17 protein-coding genes are annotated in these 26,530 nt (G+C 62.5%); 8 read left to right on the top strand and 9 right to left on the bottom strand.

What is annotated here, in order from left to right:
• The 4 genes from B3C38_RS01200 to B3C38_RS01215 form a co-directional block, all read left to right on the top strand.
• On the top strand, positions 1–478 hold a 478-nt coding region (locus B3C38_RS01200), incomplete at its 5' end, for a chorismate mutase (RefSeq protein WP_286724491.1).
• A 93-nt stretch (positions 479–571) separates the two neighbouring features.
• Complete coding sequence (locus tag B3C38_RS01205) at positions 572–1,252, top strand: response regulator transcription factor (protein WP_018696193.1); 681 nt, start codon at positions 572–574, stop codon at positions 1,250–1,252.
• Positions 1,230–2,678 carry a sensor histidine kinase gene (locus B3C38_RS01210; protein WP_022333885.1) on the top strand — a complete coding sequence of 483 codons (1,449 nt, stop codon included), beginning with the start codon at positions 1,230–1,232 and terminating at the stop codon, positions 2,676–2,678. The genes B3C38_RS01205 and B3C38_RS01210 overlap by 23 nt, the downstream gene beginning before the upstream one ends.
• A 79-nt stretch (positions 2,679–2,757) precedes the next feature.
• The gene (locus B3C38_RS01215; protein WP_286724509.1) at positions 2,758–4,980 is read left to right on the top strand and encodes an inorganic phosphate transporter; all 2,223 of its coding nucleotides are present in this window, start codon (positions 2,758–2,760) and stop codon (positions 4,978–4,980) included.
• 423 nt (positions 4,981–5,403) lie between these two features.
• Here the strand turns inward: B3C38_RS01215 and B3C38_RS01220 are convergent, their stop codons facing one another.
• Positions 5,404–5,796, bottom strand: a complete 393-nt coding sequence (locus B3C38_RS01220; RefSeq protein ID WP_022333887.1) for a DUF2721 domain-containing protein — start codon at positions 5,794–5,796, stop codon at positions 5,404–5,406.
• Positions 5,797–5,993: 197 nt separating this feature from the next.
• Here B3C38_RS01220 and pflB point away from each other — a divergent pair, with 197 nt between their 5' ends.
• The 3 genes from pflB to B3C38_RS01235 all read left to right on the top strand — a co-directional run bounded on the left by pflB (position 5,994) and on the right by B3C38_RS01235 (position 10,639).
• Positions 5,994–8,222, top strand: a complete 2,229-nt coding sequence (pflB, locus tag B3C38_RS01225; RefSeq protein ID WP_055202718.1) for a formate C-acetyltransferase — start codon at positions 5,994–5,996, stop codon at positions 8,220–8,222.
• Between the two features lie 165 nt (positions 8,223–8,387).
• Positions 8,388–9,113 (top strand): pyruvate formate-lyase-activating protein, encoded by a 726-nt coding sequence (gene pflA, locus B3C38_RS01230; protein ID WP_153918885.1) that lies wholly within the window; start codon positions 8,388–8,390, stop codon positions 9,111–9,113.
• A gap of 368 nt (positions 9,114–9,481) precedes the next feature.
• Positions 9,482–10,639 carry an acyltransferase gene (locus B3C38_RS01235; protein ID WP_022333890.1) on the top strand — a complete coding sequence of 386 codons (1,158 nt, stop codon included), beginning with the start codon at positions 9,482–9,484 and terminating at the stop codon, positions 10,637–10,639.
• A 34-nt stretch (positions 10,640–10,673) separates the two neighbouring features.
• Here the strand turns inward: B3C38_RS01235 and B3C38_RS01240 are convergent, their stop codons facing one another.
• The 6 genes from B3C38_RS01240 to B3C38_RS01265 form a co-directional block, all read right to left on the bottom strand.
• On the bottom strand, positions 10,674–12,071 hold the full coding sequence (locus B3C38_RS01240) for an alanine/glycine:cation symporter family protein (protein ID WP_022333891.1): 1,398 nt from the start codon (positions 12,069–12,071) through the stop codon (positions 10,674–10,676).
• Between the two features lie 84 nt (positions 12,072–12,155).
• Positions 12,156–13,415 (bottom strand): Gfo/Idh/MocA family protein, encoded by a 1,260-nt coding sequence (locus B3C38_RS01245; RefSeq protein ID WP_022333892.1) that lies wholly within the window; start codon positions 13,413–13,415, stop codon positions 12,156–12,158.
• A gap of 201 nt (positions 13,416–13,616) precedes the next feature.
• A complete protein-coding gene (locus B3C38_RS01250; RefSeq protein ID WP_286724518.1) occupies positions 13,617–16,967 on the bottom strand; it encodes a DUF1080 domain-containing protein in 3,351 nt (1,116 codons plus the stop codon).
• Positions 16,968–17,006: 39 nt separating this feature from the next.
• Positions 17,007–18,287 (bottom strand): Gfo/Idh/MocA family oxidoreductase, encoded by a 1,281-nt coding sequence (locus tag B3C38_RS01255; protein ID WP_032135443.1) that lies wholly within the window; start codon positions 18,285–18,287, stop codon positions 17,007–17,009.
• 22 nt (positions 18,288–18,309) lie between these two features.
• The gene (locus tag B3C38_RS01260; protein ID WP_022333895.1) at positions 18,310–19,617 is read right to left on the bottom strand and encodes a 3-keto-disaccharide hydrolase; all 1,308 of its coding nucleotides are present in this window, start codon (positions 19,615–19,617) and stop codon (positions 18,310–18,312) included.
• Positions 19,618–19,792: 175 nt separating this feature from the next.
• Positions 19,793–21,457: a DUF6377 domain-containing protein gene (locus B3C38_RS01265; protein ID WP_286724522.1), complete on the bottom strand. Its 1,665-nt coding sequence runs from the start codon at positions 21,455–21,457 to the stop codon at positions 19,793–19,795.
• A gap of 217 nt (positions 21,458–21,674) precedes the next feature.
• Between B3C38_RS01265 and B3C38_RS01270 the strand changes: the two genes are divergently transcribed.
• Positions 21,675–22,604 (top strand): carbohydrate kinase family protein, encoded by a 930-nt coding sequence (locus B3C38_RS01270; protein WP_286724523.1) that lies wholly within the window; start codon positions 21,675–21,677, stop codon positions 22,602–22,604.
• 50 nt (positions 22,605–22,654) lie between these two features.
• On the opposite strand, the gene ccsA is transcribed toward B3C38_RS01270, so the two are convergent.
• Positions 22,655–24,850 carry a cytochrome c biogenesis protein CcsA gene (gene ccsA / locus B3C38_RS01275; protein WP_286724526.1) on the bottom strand — a complete coding sequence of 732 codons (2,196 nt, stop codon included), beginning with the start codon at positions 24,848–24,850 and terminating at the stop codon, positions 22,655–22,657.
• 86 nt (positions 24,851–24,936) lie between these two features.
• A complete protein-coding gene (locus B3C38_RS01280; RefSeq protein WP_414630895.1) occupies positions 24,937–26,526 on the bottom strand; it encodes a di-heme oxidoredictase family protein in 1,590 nt (529 codons plus the stop codon).
• Positions 26,527–26,530 lie beyond the last annotated feature (4 nt).

The following is a 26,530-nucleotide window of genomic DNA, read 5'->3' on the forward strand; positions in this document are numbered from 1 at the left end:
CTGCGACCCGAGCCATATCGGCGGGCGCCGCGAGCTGATCGCCCCCCTCTCGCAGCAGGCCATGGATCTGGGGCTCGACGGACTGATCGTCGAGGCACACTGCTCGCCCGACTGCGCATGGAGCGACAAGGCACAGCAGGTGACGCCGCAGGGACTGGCCTACATCTGCCGCAACCTCGTGATCCGTGAAACCAACGCCACGACCGAAAGCCTGACCGAACTGCGGTCGCAAATCGACAAGCTGGACGACGAACTGCTCGAACTGCTCTCGCGGCGTATGCGCGTCTCGCGCGATATCGGGCAGTACAAGAAAGAGCACAACATGCCCGTGTTGCAGGCGCAGCGCTACGGGGAACTGCTGACCCGGCGGGCGGATCAGGCCGTCCGGATGGGTATGGACCGGGAATTCATGCGTTCCGTCCTGCAGGCCATCCACGAGGAGTCGATCCGGCAGCAGATGGCCGTGCTGGGTGAGTGAGAGTCTGTTACATTTCGGTTAAATATGCGGCACGGGAGGTGCAAAAAGCGGTTTGTTACGTACTTTTGAGCCGGATTCCAATCCGTAACAGTTATGACAAAGTACAAAATCCTGGTAGTCGACGACGAAGAATCGCTGTGTGAGATTCTGCAGTTCAACCTCGAGGTCGAGGGCTATGAGGTTGACGTGGCTTACAGCGCCGAACAGGCACTCGACATGCACCCCGAACGTTATTCGCTGATCCTGCTCGACGTCATGATGGGCGAAACGAGCGGATTCAAGATGGCGCGGCAGCTCAAGTCGCGCCCCGAGACTGCCGGTGTGCCGATCATTTTCTGCACGGCCAGGGACACCGAGGACGACACGGTGGCAGGACTCAACATCGGGGCCGACGACTACATCGCCAAGCCCTTTTCCATCCGCGAGGTGCTCGCACGCGTACGCAGCGTGCTGCGCCGCACGGCACAGCCGGCCGCAGAAGAGAAGGCCGTGGCGTTCGAAGGGCTGCGGATGGATCTCACGCGCAAGGTCTGCACGATCGACGGGGAGCCGCTGGCGCTGACCAAAAAAGAGTTTGAAATCCTGGCGCTGCTGCTCTCCTCGCGCGGCAAGATCTTCTCGCGCGAAGAGATCCTGCGGCAGGTGTGGAGCGACGAGGTAATCGTGCTCGACCGCACCATCGACGTGAACATCACGCGCCTGCGCCGCAAGATCGGCCCTTATGGGGAACACATCGTAACACGCCTGGGCTATGGCTACGGTTTTGAGGAGTAGGTTTTCCTACCACAGGCGGCTGTTCCTGCTGCTGCTCGCCTTTTCGTGGGCGCTGGTGGCCTGCTTCGTCACCTTCCAGTACAGCCGCGAAAAGCGTTTCAAGGCCGAGCGGCTCGATGCCCGGCTGCAACTCTTCAACCTGCGGCTGCTCGACGCGCTCGGCGAGGGCACCGCACCCGGGGCATTCCTCGCCGATCATCCCCTTCCTTATGGCGACCTGCGCGTAACGGTCATCGACGACGACGGGGGCGTCCTGTTCGACAACTCGGCCGACTCGCTGCCCGCAGCCAACCACCTCGGGCGCCCCGAAGTCACCGAGGCGCTCGCCCATGACACCGGTTACACCATCCACCGCCACTCGGAAAGCACCGACCGATACTATTTCTATTCGGCCATGAAGGGCGACGGGATCATCGTCCGCTCGGCCGTTCCCTACTCCGTTTCGCTGCGCGAAGTACTCGCGGCCGACTGGGAATTCCTGTGGTTCATGCTGGGCGTCACGCTGCTGATGAGCATTGCGGCTTACTTCACGACCCGCCGCCTGGGGCACAACATCACACGCCTGAACGAATTTGCCGAGCGCGCCGAGCGGGGCGAGCGGATCGACGAGCGGGAGACCTTCCCCCACGACGAGCTGGGCGACATCTCGAACCACATCATCCGCCTCTACGCCCGCCTGCAACGCACGACGGCCGACCGCGACCGGGAACATGCCCTGGCGCTGCACGAGGAGCAGGAGAAGATCCGTATCAAGAAACAGCTCACCAACAACATCAACCACGAGCTGAAGACCCCCGTGGCCGCGATTCAGGGTTATCTGGAAACGCTGCTGGCCAACCCCTGCCTGACGGCGGAGAAACGCACGGCGTTCCTCGAAAAGAGCTGTGCGCAGGTCGAACGGCTGCGGCACCTGCTCTCCGACGTCTCGACCATCACGCGCATGGACGAGGGCAGGGAGCTCATCGGCAAGGAACCCGTGGTGCTGAACGACCTGATCGACGAGGTCAGGGCCGACATGGAGCTGCGCCCCGAGGGGCAGCGGCTGCGCGTGAACTGCGATTTCCGAGGCCCGGTCGAGGTCGAGGGCAACCCCTCGCTGCTGAGTTCCGTCTTCCGCAACCTGGCGGACAACGCCGCGGCCTACTCGGGCGGGCGCGACATCTTCATCCGCCTGCTTTCGGACACGGCAGAGGCATGCACGATACTTTTCGCCGACAACGGCATCGGCGTCGACGAAGAACACCTCCCGCACCTCTTCGAGCGGTTCTACCGTATCGACAAGGGGCGCTCGCGCAAGCTGGGCGGCACGGGACTCGGGCTTTCGATCGTCAAAAACGCCGTCGTGATCCACGGCGGGACGATCACCGTACGCAACGGCGAACGCGGCGGGCTGGAATTCGTTTTCACCCTGCGCAAACATTCATAAGGGCGCAACCGGACTGTAACGTTTTTGTAATATTCGTTTCAGACCTTTACGGCGGAAAAATCCAGAAACAAAACAAACCATGAGTCCCCTATTCACTTGTATCGTAATCATCATGGGCCTGCTGGCCGTGATGGGCATCGTCGTGGGCGTGGCCAACGACGCGGTCAATTTCCTCAACTCGGCCCTGGGGTCGAAAGTCGCCCCGCGGCGCGTCATACTTTGGATCGCGGCCGCAGGCATCCTCGTCGGGACGCTCACGTCGAGCGGCATGATGGAGGTCGCCCGAAGCGGCGTATTCTACCCCGGACAATTCTCCTTCCAGGAGATCATGATGCTCTTCCTGGGCATGATGCTCGGCAACATCCTGCTGTTAGACCTCTACAACACGCTCGGGCTGCCGACGTCGACCACCGTGTCGATGGTCTTCGGGTTGCTGGGCGCCGGGGTCGCGGCGGCGCTGTTCCATATTTGGGGCGACGCCGGGGCTTCCATAGCCGACCTTTCGCAATACATCAACACGGGCAAGGCCATGGCCATCATCGCGGCCATCCTGCTCTCCGTGGCGCTGGCATTCGCCGCCGGGTCGCTGTTCATGTACATCTCGCGGCTGATCTTCTCGTTCCGCTTCGCACCGGTGTTCCGCCGCTGGGGAGCCGTATGGTGCGGCATCTCGCTGGCGGGCATCCTCTATTTCGCCCTGTTCAAGGGGCTGAAAAGCTCGGGGCTGATCCCCACGTCGGTGGCGGACTACGTCGGGGAGCACGTGCTGGTAACGCTGCTGGCATTCTGGGCCGCATCGTCGGTCGTGCTGTGGCTCCTCCAGCGCATGCGGCTCAACATCATGCGCATCACGATCCTTTCGGGCACTTTCGCGCTGGCGCTGGCATTCGCGGGGAACGACCTGGTGAACTTCATCGGTGTGCCGCTGGCCAGCTACGACGCATGGCAGATCGCTCGCGAGGCCGGCAGCGAGTCGATCATGATGGGCGAACTGGCCGAACCGGCACGCGCCAATTTCCTGCTGCTGCTGGCATCGGGGCTGGTGATGGTGCTGACACTGTTCTTCTCGAAGAAATCGCAGCATGTCACCGAGACCGAGCTGTCGCTCGCCTCGCAGCACGAAGGTGAAGAGCGCTTCGGCTCGACGTTCATTTCGCGCAGCCTGGTACGCGCCACGCTGGTGCTCAACACGATGTGGACGGGGCTGATCCCCGTCCGCATGCAGAAGGCCATCGACCGGAGGTTCGAACCGCTGCCCGCAGAGGAGCGTTCGTCGGCGCCGTACGACATGATCCGCGCCGTCGTGAACCTCACGGCCGCATCGATCCTGATCGCCATCGGCACTTCGTACCAGCTGCCGCTGTCGACGACCTATGTGGTATTCATGGTGGCCATGGGTTCGTCGCTGGCCGACCGCACCTGGGGACGCGAGAGCGCCGTATACCGCATTACGGGCGTGATGGCCGTCATCTCGGGCTGGTTCATCACGGCGCTCGGCGGATTCCTGATCGCCTTCGGCGTGACACTGCTCCTGCTGTGGGGCGGCTGGATCGCCGTGACGGTGCTCGTCGCACTCTGCGCATGGCTGCTGGTTCGCAGCCACCGCAACGTCGAGCAGATCAAGGCCGCCGAAACCAAGGAATCGCCCGTCGTCAGGGCCGAGACCCCGGACGAGGTGCTCTGCGTCTGCATCGGCGAGGTCTGCACGACGATGGAGCACGTGACGCGCATCTACAACCGTACGCTGGTGGCGGTATTCAAGGAGAACCGCAAGGTGCTCAAGGAGATGGTACAGTCGTCGGACAAGCTCTTCGAAGAGGCGCGCGACCGCAAGTACGGCATCATGCCTACGCTGCGGCGCCTGCAACAGTGCGACATCGACACGGGACATTTCTACGTACAGGTGGTGGATTACCTCTCGGAGGTGACCAAGGCGCTGATCCACATAACACGCCCGGCATACGAACACATCAACAACAACCACGAGGGGCTCACGAAGGAGCAGATCGTAGACCTGATGCGCGTGAACGACCAGGTGGAAGCGATCTTCGACAAGATCAACGACATGCTGCGCACCAAGGATTTCTCCGACCTGGACATGGTGCTGGAGATGCGCGACAAACTCTTCGAAACGATCGTCGAGGCCATCAAGAGCCAGCTGCGCCGCATCAACGGCGACGAGACGGTGAGCACACGCGCCAGCGTCCTCTACCTGACGATCCTCAACGAAACCAAAACGATGATCCTGCAGGCCCGCAACCTGCTCAAATCGCAGCATTATTTTTTGGAGCACAAAAAATAGCACGGGGCTCCTATACGGACATCACCCGAACCCTCCTTTTCAAAGGAGGGTTTTTTGAACGCCCCGACAAACTCAGCCGGAATACGACAGGCCGCCCGGCAAAAGCGGCACCCGCAAAAAGCGGCCGGCAATCGGCCCCGCCGGAGGATTTTCCCGGACAGGGCGGCATTTGTCGCCGGAACGTAACGGGGCCGTCATTCCCCCGTAACGACGGCCCCGTATCTTTGCAACGCGGGAACCGGAAGAAGGTTTCCAAGTTGGTTTTAGGTTACATAAGTAGGTTAGTGGGAGATGCAGTGACGGGATGTCGCGGCATCTTCGTTTTTTCAGCGTTATGGCATGGGAAGCGGAACCGCCGCAGTCATAGCCCGGCATCTCCCTGTGGAAAGGGAGGCCGGCGCGCGACCGGACAAGACCGGCGAATTACTTCTCCATGTCGTGCAGGTGGATCTCCAGCGCCCGCACCGAAATCTGGATTTCCCAAATCGACACGCCGAGCGACCCGATCAGCAGCAACAGCGCCGCACCGAAGACATAGGCGGAAAGGAGGATCAGGCCGACGTAGAGAAGGAACATCGTCACCACGCACAGGAACAGGCTCGTGACACCCAGGATCTGCATCGTACGCGTGAGGTGCAGGCGGCGGCGCAGGTTGTCGATCTGCGCACGGGTGACTTTCGAGGGGTGTTGCAGGTGTTGTTCCTTGAGCGTGCGAACCAACTGGGCATAGGAAAGAAACCGGTTGGTATAGGCCAGCAGGATCAGCGAAACGGCGGAGAACAGCAGCGCCGGGGTGGTAAGTGTCAGCTCTTCCATAACGGGGATATTTTACTCCCGCAAAACTACGCAATAATCCCGCCCCGTGCAAGCCCGCGGGCGGAAGCTCCCCATTGTCAGGTATTTTTTAAGTTTTTTTAAGAAAATACTCCGCAGGGTTCGGTATTGTGATAAAAATAACATACCTTTGTGGCTCCCAAATACGACAATTTTAATCTCATTTTGAATAACATTCTATGGAATTGAACAAAACCTTTATCGACGGGCTTTGGAGCAAGGAGATCAACGTCACGAGTTTCGTGCAGACGAACATCACCCCCTACCTGGGCGACGCGTCTTTCCTGCAGGGCCCGACCGAACGTACCAAGCACATCTGGAACCTCTGTCTCAAGGCACTCGAAGAGGAGCGCGCCAACAACGGCGTCCGCTCGCTGGACAACGCCACCGTCTCGACCATTACCTCGCACAAGGCGGGTTATATCGACAGGGAACAGGAGCTGATCGTGGGCTTGCAGACCGACGAGCTGCTCAAGCGGGCCATCAAGCCCTTCGGCGGCATCAACGTCGTATCGCGCGCCTGCAAGGAGAACGGCGTGGACGTGGACGAGAAGGTCAGGGATATTTTCACCCACTACCGCAAGACGCATAACGACGGCGTGTTCGACGTCTACACCGAGGAGATACGCTCGTTCCGTTCGCTGGGCTTCCTGACGGGCCTACCCGACAACTACGCCCGCGGCCGCATCATCGGCGACTACCGCCGCCTGGCGCTCTACGGCACCGACCGCCTGATCGAAGCCAAGCAGCAGGACTTGCGCAACCTGACCGGCCCGATGACCGACGCCCGCATCCGCCTGCGCGAAGAGGTCGCCGAGCAGATCAAGGCGCTGAAGGAGATCCGCACGATGGGCGAATACTACGGGCTCGACCTGAGCCGCCCGGCGCATTCGGCACAGGAGGCCGTGCAGTGGGTTTACATGGCTTACCTCGCAGCCGTGAAGGAACAGGACGGCGCCGCGATGTCGCTGGGCAACGTGTCGTCGTTCCTCGACATCTTCATCGAATACGACCTGGCGCACGGCAACATCGACGAGGTGTTCGCACAGGAGCTCATCGACCAGTTCGTCATCAAGCTGCGCATGGTACGCCACCTGAGGATGCAGTCCTACAACGACATCTTCGCCGGCGACCCGACGTGGGTGACCGAAGCCATCGGCGGACGCTTCAACGACGGCCGCACGAAGGTGACCAAGACCTCGTTCCGTTTCCTGCAGACGCTCTACAACCTCGGCCCGTCGCCCGAGCCCAACCTCACGATCCTGTGGAGCCCCGACCTGCCGCAGGGATTCAAGGATTTCTGCGCCAAGGTTTCGGCCGACACCAGCTCGATCCAGTACGAGAACGACGAGCTGATGCGCGAAGTGCGCCATTCGGACGACTACGGCATCGCCTGCTGCGTATCGTACCAGGACATCGGCCGCCAGATCCAGTTCTTCGGCGCGCGCTGCAACCTGGCCAAGGCGCTGCTGCTGGCCATCAACGGCGGCCGCTGCGAGAACACCGGCACGCTGATGGTCAAGGGCATCCCGGCGCTCTCGGAGGGCCCGCTGCGCTTCGAGGAGGTGATGCGCAACTACAAGATGGTGCTGACCGAAATCGCCCGCGTCTACAACGAGGCGATGAACATCATCCATTACATGCACGACAAGTACTACTACGAGAAGGCACAGATGGCGTTCGTAGACACCGACCCGCGCATCAACCTCGCCTACGGCGTGGCGGGGCTTTCGATCGCCCTCGACTCGCTCTCGGCCATCAAATATGCCAAGGTGACCACCCGCCGCAACGCCGAGGGGCTCAGCGAAGGCTTCGACATCCAGGGCGAATTCCCCTGCTTCGGCAACAACGACGACCGCGTAGACCACCTGGGCGTAGACCTCGTGTACTTCTTCAGCGAGGAGCTCAAGAAACTGCCCGTCTACAAGAACGCCCGCCCGACGCTTTCGCTGCTGACCATCACCTCGAACGTGATGTACGGCAAGAAAACCGGCGCGACGCCCGACGGACGTGCCAAGGGCGTGGCCTTCGCACCGGGTGCCAACCCGATGCACGGACGCGACAAGAGCGGTGCCATCGCCTCGCTCGCCTCGGTGGCCAAACTCCGTTACCGCGACTCGCAGGACGGCATCTCGAATACCTTCTCGATCGTCCCCAAATCGCTGGGCCCGACCGAAGAGGAGCGGATCGAGAACCTGGTGACGATGCTCGACGGTTACTTTACGAAGGGCGCACACCACCTGAACGTCAACGTGCTGAACCGTGCGATGCTCGAAGACGCCATGGAGCATCCCGAGAACTATCCGCAGCTGACGATCCGCGTATCGGGCTATGCCGTGAACTTCACCAAGCTGAGCCGCGAACACCAGTTGGAGGTCATCAGCCGCAGCTTCCACGAGAGGATGTAAATTTTCAGCCGCCACTGCCGCGCCACACCACGCCGGATTTCCGCCGCAGGCGGACACAAGCCCCTCTCAAGGGAGGGGTGCGGAGTGGGGTCGGATTTATAAATTGCGGCCTGCAGGCCGCAGATTACGCCGACCAACCGCGAGCAGGGCGACAATATTCAGATTATGCTTCGAATACATTCCTACGAATCGATGGGAACTTTCGACGGGCCGGGACTCCGGCTCGTCGTTTTCCTGCAAGGCTGCAATTTCCGCTGCCTCTACTGTGCCAACCCCGATACGATCGACGCCTGCGGGGGAAAGCCCACGCCTGCGGAAGAGATCCTGCGCATGGCCACAGACCAGAAACCGTTCTTCGGACGGCGCGGCGGGGTGACCTTCTCGGGCGGCGAGCCGACGTTCCAGGCCACGGCGCTGGTGCCGCTCGTGCGGCAGCTGCACGGGGCGGGCATCCACGTCTGCCTCGACTCGAACGGCGGCGTCTGGAACCCGGCGGTCGAGGAGCTGCTGGGGCTGGTCGACCTGGTGCTGCTCGACGTCAAGCAGGCCGACCCGGAGCGCCACCGCACGCTCACGGGACGCGACAACGCGCAGACGCTGCGCACGGCGGCATGGCTCGAGGAACACGGCAAGCCGTTCTGGCTGCGCTACGTACTGGTGCCGGGTTACAGCGACGCCGAGGCCGACATCCGCGCGCTGGGCGAACGGCTGGGCGGCTACAAACAGGTAGAGCGGGTAGAGATACTGCCCTACCACACGCTCGGCGTTCACAAATACGAAGCAATGGGCAAAGAGTACAGGCTCGCAGGCGTACAGGAGAACACCCCGGAACAGTCGGAACGTGCCGCGGCGCTTTTCCGCGAATATTTCCCGACGGTCGTCGTGAACTGACCGGCAGGCGGCACCGGGCGCGGCGAACCGTGCGTCCCGGCGCAAGGACAGCCGGGAGACAAGGGCTCCGACGCAAGGGCGGGGTAAGAGCCGGGACGAAAGGGCCGGAAGGCAAGGGCCGGGACGTAATGGCTGAAGCGCAAGCGGCGGCAGGCAAGAGCTCTGACGAAAGAGCCGGGAGGCAAAAACCGAATGCCCGAACAAGGACGCAATGGCGGGCGAGACGGTGTATTCCGGCCCGAACAGGACGGCAGGGCATAAAAAACCGCACGTCCCGGCACAAAAAACGGCGCACCGCTGCGAAAAAAATCGTGGCGGCGCGCTTTTTTTCGTATCTTCGCAAAAATCCGATTAACCCCGACAAACAGATGGAGACCCGACTTCCCAACCCGAACGCCCCGGCCCGCGAACGCATCGGCTGGGTAGACCTGTTGCGCGTGACCGCCTGCTTCCTGGTGGTCTTTTCGCACTGCTGCGACCCCTTTGTCGGCCAGTTCGACAACGACCGCGCCGCATTCCTCACCGGAGCCTTTTCGGGCAGTTTCGTGCGCTGCTGCGTGCCGCTGTTCGTCATGATGACGGGCGTGTTGCTGCTCCCGGTGAAAACCGGCCTCGCCGGCTTCTACCGCAAGCGCATCGGACGTATTCTCGCGGCACTCGTTTTTTGGTCGGTCGTGCTGCCGCTGCTTTATTACGTCTACCTCAATTACGTCACCGCAAGCCAGAGCCCGGCGATCGACCCCGAAAATTTCACCTGGGGCGCCACGCTGCACAAACTCTGGACATTCGTATTCAATTTCACGTTCGACACTACGCCGTTGTGGTACCTCTACATGCTCGCAGGGCTGTATTTGATCATGCCCGTGATCAGCGCATGGCTCGAAAGGGCCTCGCGCAGCGAACTCAAAACGTTGCTCGGCGTATGGGGCGTGACCCTGCTGCTGCCCTACGCCAAGATGTTCGCGCCGATGCTGGGCTACACGGGGAATTTCGGGAACATGGGGCTCTACGGCGTCTGCGACTGGAACGAATTCGGGACGTTCTACTACGTCTCGGGCTTCGCGGGTTACCTCGTGCTGGCATACTACCTGGTGAAATTCCCGCCCGCATGGGACTGGCGCCGGACACTGGCCGTCTGTATCCCGATGTTCATTGCGGGCTACCTGATCACGGCCTTCGGATACGTCGCCCTGCAAAACCACTTCCCGGGCAACTACGCGTACCTTGAGATCGTATGGTATTTCGCGGGCATCAACGTCTTCATGATGACCTACCCGGTCTTCGTGATCGTGCGCAAGCTGGACTTCAAGCCCCGCGCATGGCTCTCGCGGCTGGCAGGCGCGACGTTCGGCATCTACCTCTGCCACTTCATCCTCGTGCAGGCCGGCTATGACCTCGTCGCCCGGATTCCGGCTCTGCCGACGCTCCTGCGCATCCTGCTGATCGCATGCCTCGCCTTCGCCGCCAGTTACCTCGTGGTGGCGGCCATGCAGCGATTCCGCGTGACACGGCGGTTCGTGCAATAGATCGTTTCCGCAGCAAGGTATACGGGGCGGGGTGCTACCAGCACTCCGCCTTGTCTTCAAGCGAGGGAATACGGTCGCGGGTATAGACCGGGTTTTTGATGCCGCGGCGCCGCTGGCCCACGTAGTCGGCCAGCAACAGGAACGCCTGGCGCCCGAGCAGGACGATCGCCACGAGGTTGATGAGGGTCATGAAGGCCATCGTGATGTCGGCCAGGCTCCAGGCCAGGTCGAGCGTGGCGAGCGCCCCGAACAGCACCATCACACCGACCAGCACCCGGTAAAGGGTCAGTACCCAGGGGCGGCGGGTGATGAACCGGATATTGGCCTCGCCGTAGTAGTAATTCCCGATAATGCTGCTGAAAGCGAAGAGGAAGATCGCCACAGCGACGAAGACACTGCCCGCAGGGCCGATTTCACCGACCAGCGCCGCTTGCGTAAGCCGTATGCCCGACAGCGAGGCGTCGGGGACTCCGCCGAAGAGGATGATGAAGGCCGTACAGGTGCAGATCACGAGCGTATCGGTAAAGACCCCGAGGGTTTGGATCAGCCCCTGCTTGACCGGATGCGACACATGGGCCGTTGCGGCTACGTTCGGCGCCGAGCCCATGCCTGCCTCGTTGCTGAACAGGCCGCGCCTGATGCCCTGCATGAGCGCTGCGCCGGCACCGCCGCCCATCGCCTGCTCCCAACCGAAGGCATTGGCGACGATCAGCTCCACGACCTCGGGCAACCGCCGGAAATTGAAGAGCACGACGCCCAGCGCAAGGACGATATACCCCAGTGCCATGACCGGGACGACCACCCCGCTCACCCGGGCGATACGGTGGATGCCTCCGAAGATGACCAGCAGCGTGAGCAGCGTCAGGCCGGCGCCGACCCAATGGTGGGCGAAGCCGAAAGCACCCTCCCAGGCCGCGCAGATCGTGTTGCTCTGCACCGAGTTGAAGGCGAAACCGAATGTCACGGAGATCAGCACGGCGAAGAGGACGCCCATCCAGCGTTTGCCCAGTCCGCGTTCCATGTAGTAGGCCGGGCCGCCGATATAGGAGTCCCGCCCCTTGCGTTTGTAGAGTTGGGCGAGGGTCGATTCGACGAAGGCGCTCGACGCGCCCAGCAGGGCGATGACCCACATCCAGAACACGGCGCCCGGCCCGCCGACGGCGATCGCCGTGGCGACACCCGCCAGATTCCCCGTGCCGACGCGGCTGGCCAGCGACACGGCGAATGCCTGGAACGACGAGACATGCTTCTCGCCCCGGGGGCCGCTTCCGGCCGACTCGCCCAGCACGCGCACCATCTCACCCAGCATACGAAACTGCACGCCGCGCGTACGCAACGTGAACCAGACGGCGCACCCCAGCAGGAGTGCGACCAGCAGGTATGACCACAGCACGTCGTTGATGCCGTCGATCCATCGATAGAGGATTTCCATGGGAGGCCGTTTCCGGCAAAGGTAGCAAAGACGGTGCTAAAAATGAAAAAAAGGCCGGATAATCCGGCCTTTTTCCGTAGTGCGTTATTTCGTCCCGTCCACGCGGATCGTCGTCCCCGTGCGTCTGCTGCGCTCGGCGTCGTAGCAGATACGGTGGCTTTCGATCGAATCCTCGATGGTCGTCAGGAACGGATAGCCCGGATCGCGAAGCGCCCGGATGAAATCCCCGATCAGGTGCAGGTCGGCACCGGCATGGAACGGCTGCCCCACGATATCCGAGAAATCGTAAGTCCGCTCGTCGCCGCCGCGGAACCTGCGCACGCGCAGCGTCCTCTCGTCGCCATCGATCTCGCCGCCCGTCAGGCGGACGTGCGTCTTGCGGAAATCGTCGGCCGTGAACATCTCCATCGAAAGGCTCACGGTCACCTCGCCCTCCATCTCCATCGCAAGCAGCTGGTGGTCGACCACATCGTTGTCGCAGTGGTAGACGCAACGGCCGTACATCCCGGTGCGAAGCTCCTCGAGGATGGTCTCATCGAGGGTCTTGCCTTCGGGGACATCGAAGTTCGCCACCCAGTCGCGGCGGACATAATAGAGGTCGCGTGCCGAAAAAGGACAGGCGGACTCTATCGCGCAGTCGAGGCAGCGGCGGCCCGCACCCGCGGGGGCATTCTCCGCACGGAACCAGCGCAGCGAGCCGAAGGACGACAGGCTGCGGCAATGCGCGCCGGTGAGCCACAGCAGGAAGTCGATGTCGTGGCAGCATTTGGCCAGCAGGATCGGATTCGACTCCCGCTCGCGGCGGAAAATTCCGCGCACGTAGCTGTGCGTGGCACGGTCGAGACCGACAGAGGCGGTATGGTTGACCGAGACGACCTGCCCCAGCTCGCCCGAGGCGACGATCTCGCGGATTTTGGCAAAATAGGGATGGTAGCGCAACACATGGCACACACCGACCATCACGCCCCGTTCGCGGGCACGGCGGGCGATTTCGCGGCACTCTTCGAGGTGCTGGGCGATCGGCTTTTCGAGCAGGATGTGGTATCCCGCGTCGATGGCCTTGACCGCCGGGTCGAAATGGACGTTCTCGGGGGTCGAGATCAGCACCATGTCGGCTTCGACGCCATCGGCGAAGAAGTCGTCGTAATGCGCATAGCTCCTGCAGGCAGGCAGTCCGAAATCCCGCGCGAAGGCATGGCGGCGCAGGTCGTTTACATCGACGACGGCGACGGGCTGCAGCCGGTCGGGATACCGGCGGGCATATTCGAGGTACTTATTGGCCCGGTTCCCGGCTCCTATCACCACAATCCGCACGGGGCGGGAAACGGTCGGTTCGTTTTTCATCGGAATCCTCCAAAAGGTTATATCGGGCGGCGCCGCAATTCGCACGGCCGGGGCTCAATCTCCGTCCGCGGCGGATCCGCTGCGGCGCGGCACGCCCGACAGGTTACAAGTTTCGGGATCGGGTGCGGAGCGTTCCCGCGCCGTCCCCCGGGGGTCGCCCGTCCGGAAAGAGATCCGGACGGGAGGCGGCCCCGGCGGTTGTTATTTGCGGCCCGCGCCCAGATCCAGCACACGCAGGTTGCGGAACTGGATGCCGGCACCATGGCCCAGCAGGCCGATATGGCCCGACTTATTGAAAAGCCCCGGGTGGTTGCGGTGGTCGACCGTATAGGGATTGACCTTCGAACCGTCCTCGGAAACATTATGCCCCCGGCAGGCTTCGCGGATATTGCCGTCGAGGATCACCCGACCGTTGACCGTGACCGTAATGCGGTCGCCCACGGCACGGATCTCCTCGGTATTCCACTCACCCAGCTCGCCGAACTTCACGCGGTCGGCCGCGATGACGCCGTAAACAGAACCGTGCTGCTGGTAATCGCTGATGTCCTTGTAGATCGGGGCGTCGTGGTCGAGAATCTGGATCTCCATCCCGTGGAACGCGGCATCGACACCCATCGGCGTACGGATACCGATGCCGTTGTTGACGCCCTCGGTGAGGAACCGGAACTCGAAGCGCAGGATGAAATCGCCGTATTCCCCGACGGTGTAAAGGTTCCCCGAACCGCCGTAGGTGGCCGTCACGTCGATCGTACCGTCCAGCGGCACATAATTGGTCGTATTGCCCGTCCACTTGTAGAGCGAACGCCCGTCGAAGAGCACCTCGTAGCCCGCGGCAGCCTCGTCGGCCGGGAGGGAGAAAACGGGTGTCGACGGCAATTCGTTGATCCAGAGGTTCCGGAAGGCCACAAGAGCACCCTGTCCGGCCAGTTCGATACGGCCTTGTGCATAAACCGGCTCGCCGGGCGCGCAGAGGTTCGTCATCACGGCATTTTCGGCAACTTTCACGCCATTCTCCACCAGCGTGATGCGATCGTCCACGACCTTAACATAGAGCGTATTCCACGTCCCCGGAGCGTTGTCGGCAACGGTTCGGGCGGCCTTGCCGTCCGCGAGCCCCGTCCCGGCGGCACCGCCCAGGCGGATCAGCGGCATCGAGCGCACGGCCATGCCGGCCTCGCCCTCGGAACGCCATTCGATCCAGAGTTCGAAATTCTCGTATTCCTTTTCAGTCCCGATCGTCGCGGGAGTCTCGGCGGCAAATTCGAGCAGGCCGTCCGCAGCGCCCCAGTTGGCAGCCACCGCCTCGCCGGCGGCTTTGCGGAGCTTCGCCACCTGACGGGCAGGCAGCCTCTTCGCCTCGGCAGGATTCACGGCCACGGCCGTCCATCCCGCGAGCCCGTTGGTCGGCAGCACGGCGAATCCGTCCGCCGGAATCTTACCGAGCAGTCCCGTGATCTCATCCACGGCATACCCGGCGTCGGCGTCGGATTTGGCGAGTTCTTTATAGACCTCGTGCGCCCGCTCCAAAGCCTTGCGGACAGCCTCGCCGCCGGGCATCGGGTTGCACTTGGCAACGATGGTCTTCACGGCCGCGGCGGCCGGGGCAGCGGTCTGCGCATCGTCGAGGTATTCGGCGGCCAGCATCAGTGCCGGGAGGGCGTATACGCCCGAAAGGTAGCCGAGCAATTTGGCCTGCACGGCGGCCGAAGGCCTGAGAGCGAGAGCCTGTCTGTAAAGCTGGTAGCGGCGGATCGGGGTCACGGCGGCCTGCGAAGCCAGGTCGGCATAGCGCATGAGGGCGCGGTCGGTGAGCATCGGATTTTCGGCAGCGATCCCGTAAAGGATATCGGTCATGGCAGGATTTTCGACCGTCAGCAGGGCGGCGAAAGCCGCGTCGCGGTTCCCGGAGCGGAACCCGTCGAGCAGGCTGGCAACAGCCTCCTGCGTGCCGCTCTGCGCCAGCACGGGATAGTAACGCGCAGGGGTTTCCGAGGCCTTCATATAACCTGCGACGGCGCTGTACCGCCTGTCGGCGGGGAGTTGCCCCGAGGTGCGGATCAGCGCCGACTGGATCGCGGCCGTGTGGGCCTCATCGGAAGCGTCGAGCAATGCGGAGAGCCGATCCATGTGCTGCGGCTGGGCGACGAAGGGAAGCGCCCCGTAAGCGGCGGCACGAACCTCCGCGTCGGAGGAGCCGAGCAATGCGAACACCCGGTCTGCGGCTGCGGACATGCGGCGTGCGGCAGCCAGTTTGAGCGCGGGAACAAGTACCCCGGCATCATCCTTCGCAAGCAGCCGTTCCACTTCGGGGTTGATCTGTCCGTTGAATGCAAGGAGGGCTTTCATCGCGGCACCGGCATGGGGGCCTTCGAGCGCCCCGGCCAATGCCCGTAGCGCCTTTTCGCCGCCGATACGGCCCGAGGCGGCAATTGCGGCCTCGGCCACGCAGCCGTCGGGCGACGCTACGGCGGCCGTAATCACATCGGCCTGCGACACGGCGCCGCACTCCCCGAGCCATCCGATAACGGCGGCCTGCGCGGCGGCATCGTAGCGCGGCATGCCGGCTGCAACCTGTGCGAAAAGTTTGTCGTCGCCTTTGCCGAGCGATTGCAGGGCGGCGAAGCGGTACTCCGCGGGGCCCTCCGCAAGGGCTTTGAGCACATAGGGCATCGCCTTCTGCACGCCGAGGGCATCGACCAGAATCGCGAGCGCACCGCCGCGGATGTACTGGAGGTCGCATTTGAGCAGCCCCTTGGCGGCCTTTACGGCCCGGGCGTCGCCTGCGGCGGCGAGCCTTGCGAGCAGGCGCAGGTAAGCGTCCGCAGCGCCGGCGTCATCCCATGCGTAGCCGGTCTTGGCTGCGGCAGCGGCCAGCGGCTTGAGCGAGGCCTGCGAACCGCAGGCGGCCAGTGCGTTATAGATCTGCTCCGCGGTCTGCGCATCGGCACCTTCGAGCCATGTCAGGAGAAACGGTTCGGCAGCGGCAAGCCGCTTTTCAGCGAAAGCATAGGCGAGCGCTTGTTTGCGGGCAGCGGTAAGGTCGTCCTTGCCGGCCTCGGCGAGCAGCAGTGCTTCCGTACCCGGGGTCGAGATCAGTGCCCGGAGGGCATAGCCGGCCAGGTAGGGGTCGTCCAGATAACGAGCCATGGCGGCGGCATCGGAGGCCGTCGAACAGAATTGCAGCTGCGAGAAAAGGAAAGCCCGGTTGGCGTCGTCGCCGCAACGGTCGATAGCTGCCAGCAGGCCCTTGCGGACATCGTCACGCAGCGCTTCGTGCGCCGGGTCGGTCACATAGGCCACCACGCCGTTAAGGGCGTATTCGAACGTGGCGTTCTTGCCCTTGTCGGCAGGGACGAGCATGGCGGCGATCATCTCGACACCCTTGCTTCCGGTGGCGGCCAGTTCGCCCATCACCTGGTTGAAAACCTTGGCATCGGCTGCGGGAAGCTGTGCGAGTCCGTCGGCGACGATGGTTTCCGTCGTGCGCTGGCGGGCATCCGGTTGCTGGGCGGCGGCTCCTGCGGGCAGCAGGGCGGCCAATGCTCCCAGCATAAAAAGTCGTATGATTATCTTTTTCATGGTAACTGGTGCTTAAATATGCCACGGGCCGCGCATCGGCTGGTCGATCAGTCGGTTGGCGGCATCGTCGCCGATGAAGAGTTGTTTGTCGGGGTCGAAATGCAGCGTGCGGTTCAAACGCAGGGCGCAGGCACCCAGGTTCACGAGCGTCGAGCTGCGGTGTCCCTTCTGCTCGTCGAGCGCAAACTTGCTCCGCGTGCGGACGCATTCCAAAAAGTCGGTGTTCTGCGGCGCAGGGTCGGGCATCTCGGCCAGTTTCTCCATGATGTCGGGGATCGTGCAGCGGAACCCTTTGTAGACCTTGCCCAGCGGGCCTTCGATATAAGGCGTGTCGCCGCCGCTTTCGAAGCCTTCGCCTTCGAGGACGATCTGACAGCCGTCATCGTAGGTATAGACGATCTTACGCCAGATACCCACGGCGTCGGGGTGCTGCTCGGGGGCGTCGACCTCGACCTTCACGGGCGAAGTTTCGTCCTTGCCCAGCAGGTACTGCACGGGATCCATGTAGTGTTGCCCCATGTCCGTCAGGCCGCCGCCGTCGTAGTCCCAGTAACCGCGGAAAGTCTGGTGCACACGGTGTTCGTTGTAAGGCTTGTAGGGGGCCGGGCCGAGCCACATGTCGTAGTCGAGATTCGACGGAACCCTCTGCGGGACGAGGTTCTCCTTGCCCACCCAGAAGAATTTCCAGGTGAAGCCGGTGGTGCCCGAGATGGTCACCTTGAGCGGCCATCCCAGCAGGCCGCTGTCGATCAGCTTCTTGAGCGGCTCGACGGTGGTGCCCAGGCCATAGAAGGTATCCGTGAAACGGAACCACGTATTGAGGCGGAAGATGCGGTTGTTGCGCTTGACGGCCTCCACGACGCGCTTGCCCTCGCCGATGGTACGGGTCATCGGTTTCTCGCACCAGATGTCCTTGCCGGCCTTCGCGGCCTCAACGGCCATGATGCCGTGCCAGTGCGGGGGCGTGGCGATATGGACGATGTCGACATTGGGGTCGGCGATCAGGCGGCGGAAATCGCGATAGGACTGCAACGTCTCGTTGAAACGCTTTTTGCCCAGGTCGAGCGCGCTTTGGAGATGCTTGCTGTCGACGTCGCAGACCGCCACCAGACGGCACTCCTTGGTGCTGGTGAAATGGTAGCTGCTCTTGCCGATGCCGCCGACGCCGATGATGCCTTTGGTGAGCTGGTCGCTCGGCGCCACGTGTTTCGGGCCGCCGAGCACATGGCGCGGGACGACCGTCAGCAGCGCCATGCCGCTCAGTGTTTTCAGAAAATTCCTGCGGGTACTCATATCGTGTTCAGGTTAGTGGTAATTATAAGGTTGTCAGACGGAAATTGCGCCAGAGCACCTTGATCCCGCCGCCGTCGTGGATCTGCAGGGCGATGCGCCCCTGTGCGGCGCCGATCCTGGCATCGGTGATGTCGACCATCTCTTCGCCGTTGAGCCACGTCTGCACGCGGTCGCCCTGGACTTTCAGGCGCAGCGTATTCCACTCGCCCTCCCGCAGGATGTCCTCCTTCTCGTCGGGGATCTGAACCAGCCAGCCGCGGCCGTAGGACTCGTAGATACCGGCCGTATCGAAGCCTTTGGGGGCCACTTCGCACTGCCAGCCGTGGACTTTCACGGGAGGCTCGACGAACGAGCGGAAAAAGACGCCCGAGTTACCGTTGGCCAGCTGCTTGAATTCGAGCGTCAGGTCGAAATCGTTATAATATTCGCGCGTGGCGAGATAGCCGTACTCCTTGTCGGGGCCGCTCTCGCAAACCATGTTGCCATCCTTGTCGACATACCACTTCTCCGTGCCGTAGGCCTCCCAGCCCGTCAGGTCTTTGCCGTTGAACAGCTCGACCTCGCGGCCGGCCTTGCGGGGCAGCTCCTTGATCTTCAGGTTGCGGAACGAAGCGGGCGAACCGTGATCCTGCAGGCAGATCACACCGCGGCGCGCAAGGCCGTATTCGGGTGCGGTCTCCCATTTGCCGCTGTGCTTGCGGGCGAACCAGTCGTCCGTCCAGGCTTCGAATTCGAGGATCTTGTGGCCGTTGAGCCAGTGCTCGACATGGCCGTTGTCGAAGACGATGCGCGACGAGTTCCACTCGCCCTGCGGGTTGACGAACAGCGAATCGGGATCGGGCAGGTGCATGGCGTAGTCCACGCCCAGTTTCTGCCACTCTTCGAGTTTGTTGGGGGCATTGACCTCTTCCCAGCCCTCGTTGTCGATCAGCTGGTATTCGGGGCCTGTTACGTAGGGTACCTTGAAGTAGGGGTCTTCGACGACGTGGTAGATCATACCGCTGTTCCCTCCGTGGGAGAGTTTCCAGTCCCAGTCGAGGATGAAGTTTTCGTACTGTTTCTTCGTAACGATGTAGCCAGCCAGGTCGCTGCCGTCGCCCTTGGCCTGGATGCAGCCGTCGACGACATGCCACGGCATGGTCAGCTCTTCGCCGTTGTAGTCCTTCCACTGGTCGAGCGTCTTGCCGTCGAACAACAGTTGCCAGCCGTCGGCAACCTCCTCTTTGGTCAGCACATTCTGCTGCGGCGCGCATGCAACGGCAGCGAACAGCACGAGTCCCAGCCCGCACGCCTGCGCGAGCTTTCTGCGAAAATAAGTTTTAGTTAGCATAATTATGATTGGTTAAATGGTTCCGTCGCCGGGATTAGGACAAAAATACCTATTATTTATGATTATTCCAGTGCACGTATAGAACTATATAGAGGTTTTTCGATCTATATAGCACTACAAATCATAGTGTTAGAAACCGTATCCACACCCCGGATTATATAGACTTCCCGAACGGTCAGAGACCGATCCGCGACACCTGCTGCTCGAAATTGTCCCGATCCAGCGCCGCATTGCGGAGTTTGGTGCGGTAGGTATAGACCGTCGCCGAGGCACAGTTGAGCAGCGAAGCGATGTGTCCGCTGTCGGTAATCCCGAGCCGGATGGCCGCCAGAATCCGCAGCTCGGTGGTCAGCGATGCGTCGGCGCGGGGCGCAAAATGCGACTCGGGCTGCAGGAGGGCATTGACCTGTTCGATGAACTGCGGGAAGATGTCGAGGAACGAGGAATCGAACGACTGGTAGAACTTCGCATATTCGCCGCTGACGGCCTGCGAGGTGTTCAGCCAGCGCACCAGTTCGTCAACGCCCTTGTTGCGGGCGACGCGGCAGACCTCGCGGCGGAAAGTGTCGATCTGCTTGATGTAATGGACGGAAAGGTCGATATAGTGGCAGACGTAACGGTCTTTGATCCGGTTGGAGTCGACCAGCGCGCCGTTGATCTCGCGGATATGGTCGTTCTTGGCCTGCATCTCGTCGTTCTTCGCCTGTAACTGGGCGCTCATGTCGATCAGCTGCCGGTGGTTGCCGCGCAGGCGGCGGTGCTGCCACAGCACGCACCAGAGGATACCGATGAGGACGACCAGGAAGACACCGGCCAACCAGATCGTCGTGGTCATCATGGCCTGCCTTTGGGCGATGTTCGAGGAGATGGCCTCGCTGATCTTGACGGCCGCGGAAGAGGAGACCGGTATGCGCACCATCGACCGGCAGTGCATGGCGTCATCGGACGCGCTGCCCATATAGGCTGCCGCACGGTCGTAATCCTTGCGGTCGAACAGCAGCAGCGCAAGGTCGTACAGCGAGGCATAGGAACGGGTGCCGGCACGCAGGTCGGCGACGGACGATTCGGCCAGGTAATAAAGCCGCAGGTCGTCGTCGCCCCACGCCCGCGCGATGCCTGCGAGGCCGTAATAGAGAAGCGCCAGCTCCTGGTAGTCGGGATTTTTGGCCGTATAGGGCTCGAGCAACTGTACGGCCTCGGCGAAGCGGCCGCTGTCGCGCAGAGCGGCAGCGGCGATCCGCGCCTGCGTCCACTCCGACTGCCCGGGCACGGATATGTGCCTGACTCGCACCACCGTATCGCGCCATGCCGACCGCACGGCTCCGTCCTCGGCTTCGGCCGCACGCCGGGCGGCGATCGAGGAGTAGCGCGAATGCCATGCGGCATACTCCGCAGAGGACATGCCGGCCGTATCTATCCTGCGGAAAAGTTCTTCGGCAAGCCCCAGCTGCCCGCGGCCCAGCCAGACGTCGATGTCGGCAAGCAGGGCGATGCGGCGGATATCCTCCGACCCGGCAGAGGCGGCCAGCCGGTAAAGGCGGTCGACGTAATAAGCCGCCGAATCCAGCTGGTAGGTCACGTAATTCTGCGACACGGCGAACAGGCGCCACGCCCGGTCGCCGGCGTTGCGGGCACGCGCCACCTCCCGGCGCAGGCTGTCGTTCTGCGCCTGCCGCCACTGCTGGTAACGATCCTTGCGGGAAAGTTCCGCATCCAGCCGTTCCAGCACCGCTTCGGTCTGGAGCGAGTATTTCGGGTGCCGCGTACATCCTGCGAGGAAAATGCACGCCAAGAACACCCACAGGAAGCCGGATCGGGCGGGAAGGGTTCGCAGCATCATGGGTTCGGGTTTTGTGTCAGACAAAAATAAGACAAAAGCCGTTCAATACAAACTTTCCGGGCATAATTCGTCCGCCCTGTCGTCGGAAACCGTCCCGGCAGGACAAACCGAATGCCGCGAAAATTACGGCCAAATGCCTCACGCCATGTTGAAAAACACCGCGCAAGCGGAAAAATATCGAGCAAAACCGTTAACTTCGCAGCAAACGCAAACGACAATGAATACCGAAGCAAACCGAAAGACAGAGTGGGTTGTCGGGATCGGCGAAGCACTCTGGGACATACTGCCCGAAGGGCGAAAGATCGGCGGCGCCCCCGCGAATTTCGCCTACCACATGTCGCAGTTCGGGCTGCGCAGCTGCGCGATCAGCGCCGTCGGCGACGACGAGGCGGGACGCGAACTCCGCAACCAGCTCCGCGAAAAAGGGGTGGGACATATACTGGAAACGGTGCCGTTCCCGACCGGGACGGTCGAAGTCACGCTCGACGGGGCGGGCATCCCCAGCTACGAGATCCGGCAGGGCGTAGCCTGGGACAACATACCGTTCACCCCGCAGATCGAGGAGCTCGCCCGGCACACCCGTGCAGCCTGCTTCGGGTCGCTGGCACAGCGCAGCCCCGTATCGCACCGCACGATCGGGCGTTTCCTGGAAACGATGCCCGACGGCGAGGGACAATACAAGGTCTTCGACATCAACCTGCGGCAGCACTTCTACACGCAGCAGGTGGTCGAAGAGTCGCTGCGGAAGTGCAACATCTTGAAGATAAACGACGAAGAACTGGCCGTGGTCGGCAGCATGTTCGGCTTGGAGGGGATGCAGCCCGGGGAGCAGTGCCGCACGCTGCTCGACAGGTACGGGTTGCGGATCGTGATCCTCACCTGCGGCGCCGCCGGGAGTTCGGTATTCGCCCCCGACACCCGGTCATATATCCCCACGCCGCGCGTCGAAGTAGCCGACACGGTCGGTGCCGGGGACTCGTTCACAGCATCGTTCCTGGCCGCCCTGCTCTCGGGGCTCGGCATCGGGGAAGCACACAGGCTGGCCGTGGATGTCGCGGCCCACGTCTGCTCGCAGCACGGCGCCATGCCCCGTCTGCCGGAACGGTTTACCGCTCGGCTGCGCAATGACGGCCCCGCCATACGATAGGGACGACCGGGACGCACGGAAGGGGCATCCCGCCCCGGGCCGCCACTCCCCTATCCGGCATAACTGTGCATGCCGCCCAACAGGAAATTGACCCCGAAATAGGTGACCAGCACCGAGAGGAACGCCGCGATGCAGAACCAATGGAAGAACAACGGCCGGCGAAACCACGGCAGGGAACCGGCATGCAGGGGCAGCGCATAAACCAGCAGCGTGACGAGCGCCCACACCTCCTTGGGATCCCAGCCCCAGTAGCGTCCCCACGACACATTGGCCCAGATGGCACCGACAAAAATACCGGCAGCGAGGCAGAAGACGGCCGGATAGAGCATCAGCCGGCTGACGGCCTGCAACTGCGCGGCCACCCCGCGGGCGCGGCGGTGCAGGACGACCCCTGCCACGCCGCCGAACATGACGAACGCCAGCAACGCATAGGCCGCCATGACCAGCATCACATGGATGCAGAGCAGCGGCGAGTCGAGAACCGGCATCAGCTGCGTGATCTGAGGGTTCGACTCCCCCATCATCGAAACCATCAGCGACAGCCCGGCGATCAGGTAACCGAAAGGCAGCAGGAACAGGAAGCGGCGGGCGAAGAGCAGCGTGAGCAGCAGCGTACACCATGCCATGAAGCGCATCGTTTCATAGCCGTTCGAAACAGGCCAGTGGCCGCTGACATAGCCCCGCAGCGCCAGCATCAGCGTAAGATACAGTCCTCCGGCGGCAACGCCCGCAAGGAGCCAGCCCCGGGTTTTCGCCCCGAAAGCCCGCCCGCGCACCATCCGGCGGCAGGCTTCGAGGAATCCTCCGATCCCGATCAGGATGAATGCCGCGGCGAGCGGCAGCGACCAATCGAGCCGGTTATAAAGTTTTTCGGCACGGAAACGCAGCCCGGAAGGCATATGCGCCCCGCCCTCCTTCTGCTGGTAGTTGCGGATCTTGCGCAACACCCCTGCGACCCCCGCCCAATCCCGTTTTACGACCAGTTCGCTGACGTAGTTCATGGCCCGGCCGATAAAGAGCGCCTGCCCGTGAGGCAGCTCCCGCGGCAGGTCGTCGACCTGCGACGCCCAGCGCAGCAGGCTGTCCGAAGGGTCGGTATAGGGAAAAATCCGCAGCATACTGCCCGTGCAGATCATCCCGATGATGTTGAATTTCTCATCGGCCTCGCCCGCCGGACGCCCGGCAGCCCCTTCGAGCCGGTATTCGTTAACCCGGTTGCGGAAATCCGACAGCCGCGCATAACGCCCGCCGACCTCCAGCAGGCGGCGTGCCCCGGCACTCCTGATGCGGATCATCGGTTCGCGTTTCCAGTCGTCGTAATAGAACAGCCAGCCGGAAAGCACCTGCTCGGGCGTAAGTCCCCGGTAGCGGCTCTTCCCGCAGAGTTTCACCGTAAAATCCTTAGCCAGAGTCTGCAACGGACAGATACGGTCGTTGTAGTAGACATACAGGTCGCCCAATTCCGCGGCGACCTCGCGCGGAAGCGTCTGCGGCAAGGTGTCAGCCGCCCGGGCACCCTGTACGGCCGCCGTACAGAGGACAAGGCACAGCGCCGCCTTGCGGAGCGCAGGGCTGCGCAGCAACCGCCTGAAACCCCCGCGCCTGTCGCACAGGAACGCCAGCATGGAAACGAGCAGCAGCCCGTACCCGGCATAGGTGATGCCGATGCCCCACGGATCATACGAAACGGAGAGGGTCGTACCCCGTCCGTCCTCGTCATAGGCGGACTGGTAAAACCGGTAATTCCGGAAAACCAGGATGCGGTTCATGCCGACTTCACCGTGCAGCGACCCGTCGTCGGCCGTCAGGGTGAGAAGGCTGACGAAATCCATCGGCGCACGGGTGCCGGCATAATACTCGATGCGGAAATCGTCCAGCCGGGCCCGGAAGGGCAGTATTTGCTCCGAACCGTCACGGCCGGCGAATGCGGTCGCCCCGGGATCGCCCGTGCGCAGGTGCAACGTCCCCTGCCGGCCGAAGAGCCATGTCACGGAAGCCCCCGCGAGGATGACCGCGAAAGAGAGGTGCAGCAACAGGACGGCGGGCCTGCGCCACAATTTCCGGCGGAACAGGCAGGCCAGCGCCGCGAGGGTGAGGGCACCCCAAAGCGCGGCGAACCAGCCCGCGCCGTAGATATGCGCAGCGGCGAAATCCGTACCGTATATCTTTTCAAGTACCGTGGCCGTAACGAGCACCGCCATCACGGCTCCGAGCAGCCCAAAGGCAAGGCGTTTCAACAGTTTCATCCGTTCGTTCGTGTGTGAATGCATCGTCCGGACACGGCAAAGGCCGATGCACGGGGCACCGGCGCTTCGCACATATCCGGGAAGGGTTAGATGGATTCGATGAATTCGACCACCGCGTCGCGGTCGTCCTTGCTCAGCGTGCGGAACTTCTCGACCGACCAGCGGGCGTCGCTCTGCGCCGCGCCATGCCACATGATAGCCTCGATGACCGTCCGCGCACGGCAATCGTGCAGGCGGTCGCTGGCGCCCGTGCACTTCTCGCTCAGGCCGCGGCCCCAGAGCGGCGTCGTACGGCACCAGCCCGTGCGGATGTCGTTCACCATGAAGAGACGGTGCTGCACCATGTCGGAGTAGGGCCAGATCTTCTGATTAGGATAACGCGGCAGGCGGCTGTCGCCGTCGGCAAAGAAACCGTTGGGGTCGGTAAAGACATCGTCGCCCGTCGTCCAGGTCGGACGGTGGCAGGTGGCACAGCCGATCTCGGTGAAGAGCGCCTTGCCGCGTTTGACGTCCGCATCGTCGAGGTTCCGCGCCGCCGGTACGGCCAGACCGCGGTGCCAGACCATGAAGTCGACATAGTCCTCATCGCTCATCTCGACGGGCAGTTCCTTGTTCATCAGATAGTCGTAAATATCCTGCGCAACGTCGCCCGTCTTGTTCCACGCCGGGAAAAGCGTGTAGAAATCCCGCTGCACATCGGCGTCCTTCGACGCTACTTCGGCATAAGCAGCGGTCATGTAGTGGTAACGGCGGTCGGAGCGGGTCACGTTGGTGATGTTCCAGATGGCATTGGCACCCGCCGCATCCTGCAACGGGCCGCGGCTCAGGGCATAGGTATAGCGCAGCGGATGGGTGGTCGTCCCGTAGGTCTTGACCCACTCGCCGTTCCTGAAGATCGCGGGATTGAGCGGCACGCCGTTCTGCTCCTGGCGAACGTACTCGGCTTTCAGGTCGCTGTCTGAAATGGCATCCAGCAAGCCCGTACCGTAGATGCCGATGGTCGATTCGAGGCGCACGCGCACCTTGGCATAGGGCACCTCGCCCTTGGCGCCGATCAGCGGCACGTAATAGGCGTCCTCGGGGATCGTCACTTCGGGATAGATCAGGCTGTAAGACTCGCCGTCGGGAAACTTATTGCCCCACTCGTCGGTATACTCCTGCCAGCCGATCATGATCTTCGATTCGTCGATCGGGGCTTTGAACGGCGCCACGGCCCGCGTTTGCGGCATACCGGTGAGCGATGTCAGGTAATTGTCGTCCTCGTCGGTGATGACCAGCAGATAGCCGTTGCCGATCTGGTTGGTGTTGAACGCGCCTTCGATACGCTTGCCGTGGCCGTAGCCCGGGTGGCAGTGCAGGCACGAGGTGCGGATATAGAGCGGCCCGAGGCCGTAGCGCACACCCGACGAGTTGGCCGTGAAGGGTTTTTCGAACAGCGCCTCACCGTTCAGGAAACGCTGCGTCATCGCGGCGTCGTCATCGACGACCGGCGTAGGCTGCTCGTAGGCCACCGACGTAGTGTTGAAAGCCGTGCCGAGCTTGCCGCCGGCGTAATACTCCTCAGGAACAGGGTCGGGATTCGGATCGGGGGCGGGATCCGTCCCCTTGTCATCAGCGCACGCGGCAGCCATCAGGGCTGCCGACATGCACAGGCTGTAAATCAAGTGCTTTTTCATTGCT

The sequence above is a fragment of the Alistipes sp. UBA1686 genome (assembly GCF_002320215.1).
GTDB classification, from domain to species: Bacteria; Bacteroidota; Bacteroidia; order Bacteroidales; family Rikenellaceae; genus Alistipes; species Alistipes onderdonkii.

Coding starts and splice junctions, on each gene's coding strand:
- B3C38_RS01245 (WP_022333892.1), bottom strand. CDS start 13,415: ATGAAAAACGAACCGACCGTTTCCCGCCCCGTGCGGATTGTGGTGATA.
- B3C38_RS01220 (WP_022333887.1), bottom strand. CDS start 5,796: ATGGAAGAGCTGACACTTACCACCCCGGCGCTGCTGTTCTCCGCCGTT.
- B3C38_RS01255 (WP_032135443.1), bottom strand. CDS start 18,287: ATGAGTACCCGCAGGAATTTTCTGAAAACACTGAGCGGCATGGCGCTG.
- B3C38_RS01215 (WP_286724509.1), top strand. CDS start 2,758: ATGAGTCCCCTATTCACTTGTATCGTAATCATCATGGGCCTGCTGGCC.
- B3C38_RS01235 (WP_022333890.1), top strand. CDS start 9,482: ATGGAGACCCGACTTCCCAACCCGAACGCCCCGGCCCGCGAACGCATC.
- B3C38_RS01260 (WP_022333895.1), bottom strand. CDS start 19,617: ATGCTAACTAAAACTTATTTTCGCAGAAAGCTCGCGCAGGCGTGCGGG.
- B3C38_RS01210 (WP_022333885.1), top strand. CDS start 1,230: ATGGCTACGGTTTTGAGGAGTAGGTTTTCCTACCACAGGCGGCTGTTC.
- B3C38_RS01280 (WP_414630895.1), bottom strand. CDS start 26,526: ATGAAAAAGCACTTGATTTACAGCCTGTGCATGTCGGCAGCCCTGATG.
- ccsA (WP_286724526.1), bottom strand. CDS start 24,850: ATGAAACTGTTGAAACGCCTTGCCTTTGGGCTGCTCGGAGCCGTGATG.
- pflA (WP_153918885.1), top strand. CDS start 8,388: ATGCTTCGAATACATTCCTACGAATCGATGGGAACTTTCGACGGGCCG.
- B3C38_RS01270 (WP_286724523.1), top strand. CDS start 21,675: ATGAATACCGAAGCAAACCGAAAGACAGAGTGGGTTGTCGGGATCGGC.
- B3C38_RS01205 (WP_018696193.1), top strand. CDS start 572: ATGACAAAGTACAAAATCCTGGTAGTCGACGACGAAGAATCGCTGTGT.
- B3C38_RS01250 (WP_286724518.1), bottom strand. CDS start 16,967: ATGCTGGGAGCATTGGCCGCCCTGCTGCCCGCAGGAGCCGCCGCCCAG.
- B3C38_RS01265 (WP_286724522.1), bottom strand. CDS start 21,457: ATGATGCTGCGAACCCTTCCCGCCCGATCCGGCTTCCTGTGGGTGTTC.
- pflB (WP_055202718.1), top strand. CDS start 5,994: ATGGAATTGAACAAAACCTTTATCGACGGGCTTTGGAGCAAGGAGATC.
- B3C38_RS01240 (WP_022333891.1), bottom strand. CDS start 12,071: ATGGAAATCCTCTATCGATGGATCGACGGCATCAACGACGTGCTGTGG.